At 38.8% G+C, this 10,796-nt stretch carries 7 protein-coding genes and 1 pseudogene; 2 read left to right on the forward strand and 6 right to left on the reverse strand.

Annotated elements, in window-relative coordinates:
- Positions 1-488 precede the first annotated feature (488 nt).
- Entirely contained in the window at positions 489-1,163 is a 675-nt protein-coding gene (locus tag IQ228_RS12535) for a Uma2 family endonuclease (protein WP_027403491.1), read from the reverse strand.
- Positions 1,164-1,429: 266 nt separating this feature from the next.
- On the opposite strand from IQ228_RS12535, the gene pheT reads away from it, so the two are divergent.
- Positions 1,430-3,865, forward strand: a complete 2,436-nt coding sequence (gene pheT / locus IQ228_RS12540; protein WP_193962990.1) for a phenylalanine--tRNA ligase subunit beta — start codon at positions 1,430-1,432, stop codon at positions 3,863-3,865.
- Between the two features lie 77 nt (positions 3,866-3,942).
- Here pheT and urtE read toward each other — a convergent pair whose 3' ends face one another.
- From urtE to IQ228_RS12560, 4 genes are all read right to left on the reverse strand, one after another.
- Positions 3,943-4,641 carry an urea ABC transporter ATP-binding subunit UrtE gene (gene urtE, locus IQ228_RS12545; RefSeq protein ID WP_027403489.1) on the reverse strand — a complete coding sequence of 233 codons (699 nt, stop codon included), beginning with the start codon at positions 4,639-4,641 and terminating at the stop codon, positions 3,943-3,945.
- Positions 4,642-4,822: 181 nt separating this feature from the next.
- Positions 4,823-5,584, reverse strand: a complete 762-nt coding sequence (urtD, locus tag IQ228_RS12550) for an urea ABC transporter ATP-binding protein UrtD (RefSeq protein WP_027403488.1) — start codon at positions 5,582-5,584, stop codon at positions 4,823-4,825.
- The gene (urtC, locus tag IQ228_RS12555; protein ID WP_228043849.1) at positions 5,559-6,734 is read right to left on the reverse strand and encodes an urea ABC transporter permease subunit UrtC; all 1,176 of its coding nucleotides are present in this window, start codon (positions 6,732-6,734) and stop codon (positions 5,559-5,561) included. The genes urtD and urtC overlap by 26 nt, the downstream gene beginning before the upstream one ends.
- Before the next feature lie 51 nt (positions 6,735-6,785).
- Positions 6,786-7,946 carry a branched-chain amino acid ABC transporter permease gene (locus IQ228_RS12560; protein WP_027403486.1) on the reverse strand — a complete coding sequence of 387 codons (1,161 nt, stop codon included), beginning with the start codon at positions 7,944-7,946 and terminating at the stop codon, positions 6,786-6,788.
- 469 nt (positions 7,947-8,415) lie between these two features.
- Here IQ228_RS12560 and IQ228_RS12565 point away from each other — a divergent pair, with 469 nt between their 5' ends.
- Complete coding sequence (locus tag IQ228_RS12565; RefSeq protein WP_152540477.1) at positions 8,416-9,405, forward strand: calcium-binding protein; 990 nt, start codon at positions 8,416-8,418, stop codon at positions 9,403-9,405.
- 186 nt (positions 9,406-9,591) lie between these two features.
- Here IQ228_RS12565 and urtA read toward each other — a convergent pair.
- Positions 9,592-10,671: pseudogene (urtA, locus tag IQ228_RS12570) on the reverse strand (urea ABC transporter substrate-binding protein); the annotation flags it as partial.
- Positions 10,672-10,796 lie beyond the last annotated feature (125 nt).

Genomic DNA, 10,796 nt, shown 5'->3' on the forward strand with positions numbered 1-10,796 from the left:
GTTTAATATCTAATTGCCATTCTGGAGATTCTTGAAGCCGATAGTCTAAATAATGTTGAGAAAATAATGGTTTATTGATATTTTTTGCATCTGTCATAATTCCAACTCCAAAATAATATTTATAGATATACGTAGGATGTGTTAGCGACGGTGTAACGCTCCATTATCTTAAAATTTTGCAAATATCATCCATGCTCCCTAATGGTATTTAGTATAACAGCGATCGCCCTTGATCTAATAGAATTTAGTGAATACCGCTACATAACACACCATATTACACAACAGTTGCGAGTTAAATGAGGTAAGTAGTGAGACAGAATTAATTACACAATGTCATTGCGTAAGCGTTGCGTGGCTTTAGCCATATGGAACGAAGTGAAATCAAGCAATCGCCAGGGTTGTGATTGCTTCCCTTCCCTCGCAATGACTGTAAATATTTTTGTCCAACTACTTATATCATAGCCCCCTCCTCGCTTGCGGGGAGGGGTTCATCTTGTACCTAAATCAATGCCCTTTTCTTGCAACTTTGTTAATAATTCTTGATACTGCTGAATAGCTGCTTCCTTTTCTTGACGTTCTTGTTTCGCAAGTTGATCAAATTCCACAGATGTAAGAAACTTATTACCATCAGGATAATAAATTTCTAAATTATCAGATACAAGTTGAAACCGGATACCCAATCGTGGACTTATCCAACCATTAATATCTTCAATGACGACAAAAGCATCTTGATAACGCACAAAACCAGATAATTCTATACTATCAGGATCATAAATATAATATTCCTCCACACCATAACGTTGATAAAAAAGCGATTTATTAATCATCGCCGAAGTTCGATTTCCTGGAGATAAAATTTCAAAAACTACTTGAGGAGGAATATTATTCTCCTTCCATTGTTGATATGAACCTCTATCTCCCTTTGGTCTGCCAAAAACTACTAATACATCAGGTGCTTGGCGAATTTTCGGATTTCCCTCCACAGGATACCAAAGTAAATCACCGGCAATAAATACATCTGGATTTGATGCAAATAATATTTCTAAATTTTCTTTAACTTTAACAATCCATTGATATTGTTTAGTATTATCTGCCATTGGTTGACCGTCGCTGTCAGGGTAGATGATTTCTGGTGTGGTTTCTGCTGATAATTGCTGTACCATATTGGACATATCTCCCATAGGAATAGATTCTGATATCTACTTAATTAATCATAATAGACATCCGGTGAAAAAAAATGTAGAGACCTTCCACATCGAATTTCCACTGTAAAACCAAAAAATTAGATTTCTTTAACTCTTATTCTTTGCGTCTTTGCGCCTTGGCGTGAGGCTAATTCATACATTCAATTAGCAAAGCCAAAAAATCTCATAATTTTCACCTAATATATAAAATTAGAGCGAAAGACAAATCTAAACAAACAGACTCCATGCGTATTTCTCTAACCTGGTTAAAAGAACTTGTAGAAATCAAACTCACCCCAGAAGAACTGGCGGAAACCTTGACAATGGCAGGGTTTGAAGTAGAAGATATAGAAGACCGCCGCACTTGGGCAAATGGTGTAGTTGTGGGAAAAGTGCTAGAACGTCAACCCCACCCCAATGCAGATAAATTGAGCGTTTGTACCGTAGATATTGGGGCTGCTGAGACTGTAAATATCGTTTGCGGTGCTGCGAACGTCCGCGCAGATATCTATGTCCCTGTCGCCACCACAGGAACTTATTTACCCAATATTGATTTAAAAATCAAACCCGCAAAACTGCGTGGTGTTCCCTCCAATGGGATGATATGCTCTTTAAAAGAACTGGGTTTACCCACTGATATTGACGGTATTCATATATTCCCTGAAGAAAACATGGTGGTGGGTAGTGATGTTCGTCCCCTGTTGGGTTTGGAAGATGTGATTTTAGATGTCACCGCTACTGCTAACCGGGCTGACGCTTTATCTATGGTGGGTATTGCCCGGGAAGTAGCAGCTTTAACTGGCGGAAAACTATCAATTCCCCCAGTTGCAGATGTAGAAAATACCAAGACTGGGAAAAGCATCACTTTAAAAATTTCTGAAATCCAAGCTTGTCCTGCCTATATTGGTACAGTTGTCGAAAACATCAAAATTGCGGCTTCTCCTGAATGGCTGCAACAACGTTTACGCGCTGCTGGAGTCAGACCAATTAATAATGTAGTTGATATCACTAACTACGTTTTATTGGAAAGAGGACAACCTCTTCACGCTTTCGATAAAGAGCGTTTACAATCTGTAGGTGGCGGCGAAAATTTAATCATTGGTGTGCGGTTTGCGGAAACTGGGGAAACTTTAAAAACCTTAGATGGAAATATTCGTAATTTATCAACCCAAAATTTATTAATTACTGCTAATAATCAAGCGGTGGCTTTAGCAGGTGTTATGGGTGGTGCAGAAACAGAAGTTCATGAAGGTACACAAAGTTTAGTTTTAGAAGCAGCGTTATTTGATTCTGTGGCTATTCGCCGTTCTTCTCGCAGTGCGGGGTTAAGAAGTGAGGCTTCTGGTAGATACGAAAGGGGCGTAAATCGTGCCGAATTAGAAATAGCTTGTCACCGCGCTTTATCCTTAATTAGTGAATTAGCCGCAGGGGTGATTGTTCAGCAAGAAATTTCCGATTATCGTCCAGATATTTCTACTTGGTCACATTCTATTAACCTGCGTTTAGATAAAGTTAATGAAGTGCTAGGTCCGATTGAATTAGGACTCGAAACAGGAGAATTACAAGGGTCAGATGTCGAAAAAATTCTCACGGCTTTAGGATGTAAATTAGCCAAAATTGATGACCGAAATTGGACAGTTACCGTACCTCCCTATCGTTACCGCGATTTAGAACGGGAAATTGATTTAATTGAAGAAATTGCCCGGTTATATGGTTATGATAAGTTCTGTGATACTCTACCAGAAAAATCCGAAGCTGGTTATCTATCTTTAGAACAAGAATTAATTCGCAGGTTACGCGCTTATCTCCGCGCTGAAGGTTTAACAGAATTAATTCATTATTCTTTGGTGAAACCAGGTGAAGATAAACAGATCATTTTAAGTAACCCTTTGTTTGCTGAATATTCGGCTTTACGCACTGATTTGATTTCCGGTTTAATTACCGCTTTTCAATATAATATAGAGCAAGGAAATGGGGCATTAAACGGTTTTGAAATCGGTCGGATTTTCTGGCGCGAAGAAGAGGGTTTACAAGAAGCGGAAATCCTGGCTGGAATTATTGGTGGTGATATCACTGTCGGTAAATGGTCAAGAGGTGGTAAGGAAGAAGCGATTACTTGGTTTGAAGCCAAAGGCATTTTAGAAAGTGTCTTTAAACAACTAAAATTAGTGGTAGAATTTCAACCCGAAAATCGAGATTCTCGCTTACATCCTGGACGCACAGCTTCATTGTGGGTAAAGGGTAGTAGATTGGGAACATTCGGACAGGTTCACCCCCAATTACGTCGAGAGAAGGATTTGCCAGAAGCCGTTTATGTGTTTCAATTGGATTTAGATGCTCTGTTGGATGCCTGGGATCATGATGATTTGCTAGTTCCCAAATTCAGTTCCTATTCTACCTATCCAGCTAGTGACAGAGATTTGGCGTTTTTTGCCCCTGTGAAAGTGACGGTTTCCGAATTGGAAAAAGTTATTAATAAAGCTGGGAAAGGGTTGTTAAATTCTGTGGAATTGTTTGATGAATATCGGGGTGAAAATGTCCCCACAGGACAACGCAGTTTAGCCTTTCGTTTAGTATATCGTGCCAGCGATCGCACCCTCACTGAAAATGAAATTGAACCAGTTCATAATCAGGTGCGGACAGCTTTAGTTGAAAAATTTGGTGTGAATTTGAGAAGTTAATCGAAACAGTCGGTTTTAACCGACTTTTGCTATGAGACAGGGAATTTATTCCCTGGCTTTATCTTTATCAATTATCACTAAACCGTCAAAAACTTTTGAATCACATCTTGACTAAGTTCCTGAGTTAGACCGGAAGCAACAATCCCCCCTTTTTGCATGGCATAATAGTAATCTGCCTGACGGACAAAATGCAAGTGCTGTTCTACCAATAAGACGGAAACTCCTGTGGTTTCAATAATCTGACGGACTGCGGCTTCAATTTCCAAAATGATTGAGGGTTGAATACCTTCCGTCGGTTCGTCTAATACGAGTAGTTGTGGTTTTCCCATTAAAGCACGAGCGATCGCTAATTGTTGCTGTTGTCCACCACTTAGATCTCCACCCATACGAGAAAGCATAGTTTTTAGTACTGGAAATAGGCTAAAAATTTCTGGGGGAATTTCTGGTTTTTTGACTGGTTTTTGTCTAGCCTCTAATCCCAAAAGCAGATTTTCTTTAACTGTTAATCGCGGTATAATTTCCCTTCCTTGACTCACATAACCAATACCCATTTTCGCCCGTTCATAAGTTGGTTTACCGTTAATTATCTCCCCTGCAAAATTAATAATTCCGCTGCTGGGTTTAAGTAAGCCAATAATTGTTTTTAGCATGGTTGTTTTCCCCACCCCATTGCGGCCAATTAAACATACCATCTGTCCTGGTAATACAGTCAAATCTACATTTCTGATAATATGACTTTCACCATAATGAACGTTAAGATTAGAAATTTTTAGCATTATAAAATTAACCTGATTAACTATTTTTTTCCTAACCCTCCCTTTACAAAGGGGAGGGAAGTAATTTTTCCGGTTTCCCCCATTTCCAAAGGGGGATTAAGGGGGGTAATTTGACTTGTGTGTACACGCCTTATAACCGGGAGGGGACAGAGTTCTTGTTTCCCAGCTTCACAAGGGGGGATTAAGGGGGGGTATGATTCTCTTCCTGTTTTCCTAAATATACTTCAATAACGCGGGGATCATTTCTGACTTTCTCAAAATCACCTTCACACAATACTGAACCTTCATGCAATACTGTCACCTTCTTAGCAATTTGTCGCACAAATTCCATATCATGTTCAATAACTAAAATTGAATGACTCGTGGCTAATGTTGATAATAAATTACCGATATTATAGGTTTCTTCATCTGTTAAACCAGCCACTGGTTCATCAACAAGTAATAAATCAGGAGATTGTGCTACTAACATTCCAATCTCCAAACGTTGCTTTTCTCCGTGGGATAATAAAGCCGCTGGAATATTTGCTTTTGCAGTTAAACCAATTGTTTCTAATAAGCCTTTAAGACTATTTTTCTCCGCAGAATTGATAGAACGAAACAAGGTTGAGAAGACATTTTTCTGACGATTACTAGTGATTTCTAAATTCTCGAAAGGTGTTAAATTAAGATATATTCGTGGAGTTTGAAATTTGCGCCCAATTCCCAGCCGTGCAATTTGATGTTCGGCTAAGGAACGTAAATTTTTACCCTTAAATAATACTTTCCCTATAGTTGGTTGAACCTTACCTGTAATTACATCCAAAAAAGTGGTTTTTCCTGCCCCATTCGGACCAATTACTACGCGCAATTCACCAACATTCATACTAAAATTTAGGCGATTTAATGCTTTAAAACCGTCAAAACTAACGGTTACATTTTCAGTTTCCAAGATTTTGGCGTTCATGTTTCACTTCTATGTCTTCTTCTAAACTAGGATAGGTATCAGAAATTTTTAATTGCTGACGTTTCCCGAAAGGAATATTTTGTTGATTTAACCATCCCATTATGCCATCAGGAAGCAGAATGACGATAATTAATAATAGTATACCCTGAAAAAATAGCCATATTTCCGCGAATTGTTCACTTAAAAAAGTCCGGGCATAATTAACTAATAAAGTGCCAATAACTGCCCCGATTAATGTCCCTCTTCCCCCCACAGCCACCCAAATCACCATTTCAATAGAAAAGCCAATATCCATGGATCTAGGGGATACAGAACCACTTTGAACGGTGTAAAATGCCCCAGCTATACCAGCAATTGCTCCCGAAACAGCAAATACTAAGACTTTAAAATCTGTGGGGTCGTAACCAGAAAATCTCACCCGACTTTCATCATCACGAATAGCTATTAATAATCTACCAAAACGTCCACTAGTTAACCAGCGACAAAGCCCATAAGTAGCCGCCAAAAATACCACCGTCAAGACGTAAAAAACAAATTGAGTTTTGCTATCACTAACTATAGCACCACTGCCATTAACTCCCCAAGATAAAGGCGGAAAAGTGGTAAAATCTATCAACCCATTTGTGCCATTAAAAAATTGTTGTTGTCCATTAAAAAAATTGAAAAATACAATAATTGCAGCTTGAGTCAAAATCGAAAAATAAACGCCCTTAATGCGGTTACGAAATACTAAATATCCCAGTAATCCTGCTAACAAACCCGGAATCATCACCACAGCAGCCATAGACAGGGGAAAAGAAGAAAAAGGCCGCCAAAATCCAGGAAGTTCCATAACACCATAAAGGGACATAAAATCTGGTAACTCCCCCGTGGGGACTTGCAATTTTAGGTACATAGCGATCGCATATCCACCCAAACCGAAGAAAATCCCATGTCCCAAACTCAATAAACCAGCATAACCCCAAATTAAATCAATTCCCAAAGCCACAATAGCCAGAGACAAAAATCGTCCCAATAAATTCAGACGAAAATCTGAAAGTAAAACCGGCATAATCAAAATCAAAATTAAAGCGATCGCACAAACGACCCCAACTTCAACTAATATTAAATTTCGCCCCTTTTTAATTTTCATCATTTCTAACTTATCCATTTTCTAAAATCCGCGTTTATCTGCGTTTATCTGCGTTTAATTTCCCATAATTTAAACATCAACATGACGACCCTTTTGGGGAAAAATTCCGCCAGGTTTCCACTGTAAAAACACAATAATTAACGCAAAAACCATCACCTTAGCCATACTTGTAGTTGCAAAAAAACTAAATAAATCAGCCAAAGGCTTGACCGCACCCAACAACAAAGCCAAAGTTCCCGAACCAATCAAATAATTAATTGTCCCAATTCCCAAAGCTGCCAAAATCGTACCAGCTAAATTACCCACACCACCGACAACCACCACCATAAAGGTGTCAATAATGTAATTTTGTCCAGTATTTGGTCCGACAGAACCGAGTAAACTAATTGCACATCCAGCCACACCAGCTAACCCTGAACCCAGTGCAAAAGTAATTGCATCAACTTTTTGAGTGGGAATACCCAAACAAGCGCTCATACTGCGATTTTGAGTAACAGCCCTAATTCTTAATCCCCAATGAGAACGTTGCAAAAATAGATAAATTCCTCCCACACAAATAATCGTCAAAACAATAATAAATAACCGGGCATAAGGTAATTGTACACCAGCTAAAGATACACCAGATTGTAACCAACTAGGGGCTGTAACATCCACATTTTGAGCGCCGAACCAAGGTAAAGTTACCGCTTGCTGATAGGTTTTACTCAATAAATTACAAATTGTGATTGTCAATCCTAGTGACAAAAATAGTAAAACTCCCACAACCCAGTTACGAATTTTCTGTAAATTATTCCGAGAATTTAAAATCCATAAACCCCCAAAAAACAAAACAGAAAACAAAACCATCCCCATGACTAATAATAAATTGACACTGCGAACAAACTGCTGAAAAATTAAACTTACGCCCCAAGTTGCTAACAGAGTTTCTAAAGGTCGTCCATAGAGATAACGAATTACACTTTTTTCCAGAACTAATCCCACACCAGCAGTGAAAACAAAAGCAATAATCAAAGCCAGAAATATATAAACTTCAAACCAAACCCCACCCAATTGCTTACAAACATTTTGCACGACAAAAGTTGTATAAGCGCCAAACATCATTAGCTCACCATGTGCCATATTAATGACACCCATTAAGCCAAATATGATCGCTAATCCTAACGCAGCAATTAATAAAACAGCGCCAATACTAACACCATTAAATACAGCTTCCAAGAACCCTGTTAACATTTTATCCCTGCAATTATCAATTTATTCCTAATAGTCAGTTGTCAGTTGTCAGTTGTTTTTTAGTTATTTTCACCTCACAGCAAATTGCCACTAAACGAAGTACAAATATGAATAAGTAGGTGAACACAATAAAACCAAACAAACGTAAAATCGCTGAAAACTTCTTTACTCTCGCCTCTTTAAGTAATTGGACAAAAATATTTACAGTCATTGCGAGCGAAGTGAAATGAAGCAATCACAGCCCTGGTGATTGCTTCATTTCACTTCGTTCCATACAGCTAACGCAACGCTTAGGCAATAACATTGTGTAATTAATTCTGTCTCACTACTTATCTTTTAGCTTTTAGTAATTAAGGATATTACCATGAAAAAATGACAACCTATATCGTAAGTGATTAGACGGACATGATACAATTCCATTGTGATATTTTAACGAAATTTAAGCAAGCAAAAAATCAAGGAGATTCTTATGACTACCATTTACAAAATGATGTTTGGAACTTATAACGCTGACACCTTAATCGGTACAGATGGTCCAGATACCCTGATTGGACTTGCCGGCAACGATACTTATACCGTTAATCATATAAGTGACATTGTTACTGAAGCTCTCAACGCAGGAACTGATTTAGTCAACGCATCTATTTCCTACACCTTACCTAATAATGTGGAAAACCTGACCTTGACAGGAAGCAGCAATATTAATGGTACGGGTAACAGTCTGCATAACACTATCACAGGTAATAGTGGCAATAACACCCTCAACGGTGGTAATGGTATTGATACCTTGATTGGTGGTTTAGGTAATGATGTTTATGTGGTAGATACTACTACTGACACCATCATAGAAAAAGCCAATGAGGGAACAGATACAGTTAAATCATCTGTCACTTATACCTTGGGAGATAATCTAGAAAACCTCACCCTCACAGGAGTAGCCGCAATTAACGGCACAGGGAACGCAAATAATAACACTCTCACTGGTAATAGTGGCAATAACACCCTCAACGGTGGTTTAGGTGCAGACACCCTCACAGGTGGAACAGGAAGCGATACCTTTGTTTTCCAATTTGGACAATCCCCAGTATTAGGAGCAGACAGAATTACCGACTTTGCCATCGGCACTGACAAAATTGACCTGTTGACCTCCTTGGGTGTAGCTATGAAGGCTCCCACTGCCTTCACTCGTGCTGCTGATAGTACAGCTACTACCTTAATAAATATGGCCAATAGTGTATTTATTGATGCTAACGGAGGATTATCTGATAATCAGGCTTTAGGTGTAAATAGTGCAGCTTTAGTCAGTGTCACCACTTCCGGTATTGCCGGAACTTATTTGGTCATTAATGATGGTGTGGCTGGTTTCCAATTAGGCAATGACCTATTGGTGAATATCACAGGATATAGTGGTATATTACCAGCTTTGGGTACTATTGCTGTTAGTAGCTTCTTTATCTAAGTGCCTAAGCTCTCTTTCTGTGATTGGGGAGCTATTTTCACCTAAATCACTTTCCTTAACCCTCTCCTCTTAGGAGAGGGTTAAGGAATAATATTTAATACTAGAGAGGCTTGTTATTTGTATGATAAAAAAGTCCAGTTTCTAGCCGTTTTGAGTATTACTAACCCCTGACAACTGACCACCAAATTAACCATTCTTGTATTTACCACCTTTTGCAGGATCTGACCAATCACAAGCAAATCCCTTGGTCTCTTTCACAAATTGATTCCAAGGAACTGGTTCAACTGGTGCGGGAGTAGCATAAACAATGTCAAATAGTCCATCCTTTCTGACTTGACCAATCCGCACAATTTTTGATATGTGATGATTGGCATTAACAGTCACTTTTCCTTCAGGTGCATCTATAGTTTGACCATAGGCCGCAGCCCGGACTTTTGCTAAGTCAGTTGTAGTTGCTTTTTCTACCGCTTGCTTCCATAAATACACGGCGATGTATGCCGCTTCCATTGGGTCATTTGTTACCCTGTCTTCACCGTATTCTTTCTTAAAAGCCGCCACAAATTTCTTGTTCGCAGGTGTGTCTACTGTTTGAAAATAGTTCCAAGCAGCATAATGTCCTTCTAGATACTCCACACCAATGGCTTTAACTTCCTCTTCCGCAATACTCACAGACATGGAAGGATACTTATCTGGTGTCAATCCCGCTCCTTTCAACTGTTTGAAGAAAGCAACATTACTATCACCATTAAGGGTATTATAAATTACACCACCTTTGGGTAAAACTTGCTTAATTTTAGTGATAATAGCTGTTACTTCCGTATTACCCAAAGGTAAGTAATCTTCTCCCACAGTTTTCCCACCTAAAGCCTCTAATTGAGCCTTAATAATGTTATTAGCAGTGCGGGGGAAAACATAGTCAGAACCTACTAAAAAGAACTCTTTACCTTTATTCTTCAACAACCAATCAACAGAAGGTTCAATTTGTTGATTTGGGGCTGCACCAGTGTAAAAAATATTTTTAGAACATTCTTGACCTTCATACTGCACAGGATACCAGAGCATATGATCCTTGCTCTCGAAAACTGGCTTGACATTTTTGCGACTAGCAGAAGTCCAACAACCAAAAACTACAGCTACTTGATCCTGGTCAATCAATTTAGTAGCTTTTTCTCTAAAGGTGTCCCAATTAGAAGCGCCATCTTCAACAACTGCTTCAATTTGCTTACCTAAAATACCCCCAGCAGCGTTAATTTCCTTAATTGCTAAAGCCTTCCACTAGCGAAATCTTTTCTGATACTGTCAACACTGGCACTTATATTTTAGAACCAGAAGTCTTAGACTATTTACCAGAACATACTGAATGCGATTTTTCCAAAGATTTATTTCCCCTC

Source organism: Dolichospermum sp. LEGE 00246 (genome assembly GCF_015207865.1).
In the GTDB taxonomy this organism is placed as follows: domain Bacteria; phylum Cyanobacteriota; class Cyanobacteriia; order Cyanobacteriales; family Nostocaceae; genus Dolichospermum; species Dolichospermum heterosporum.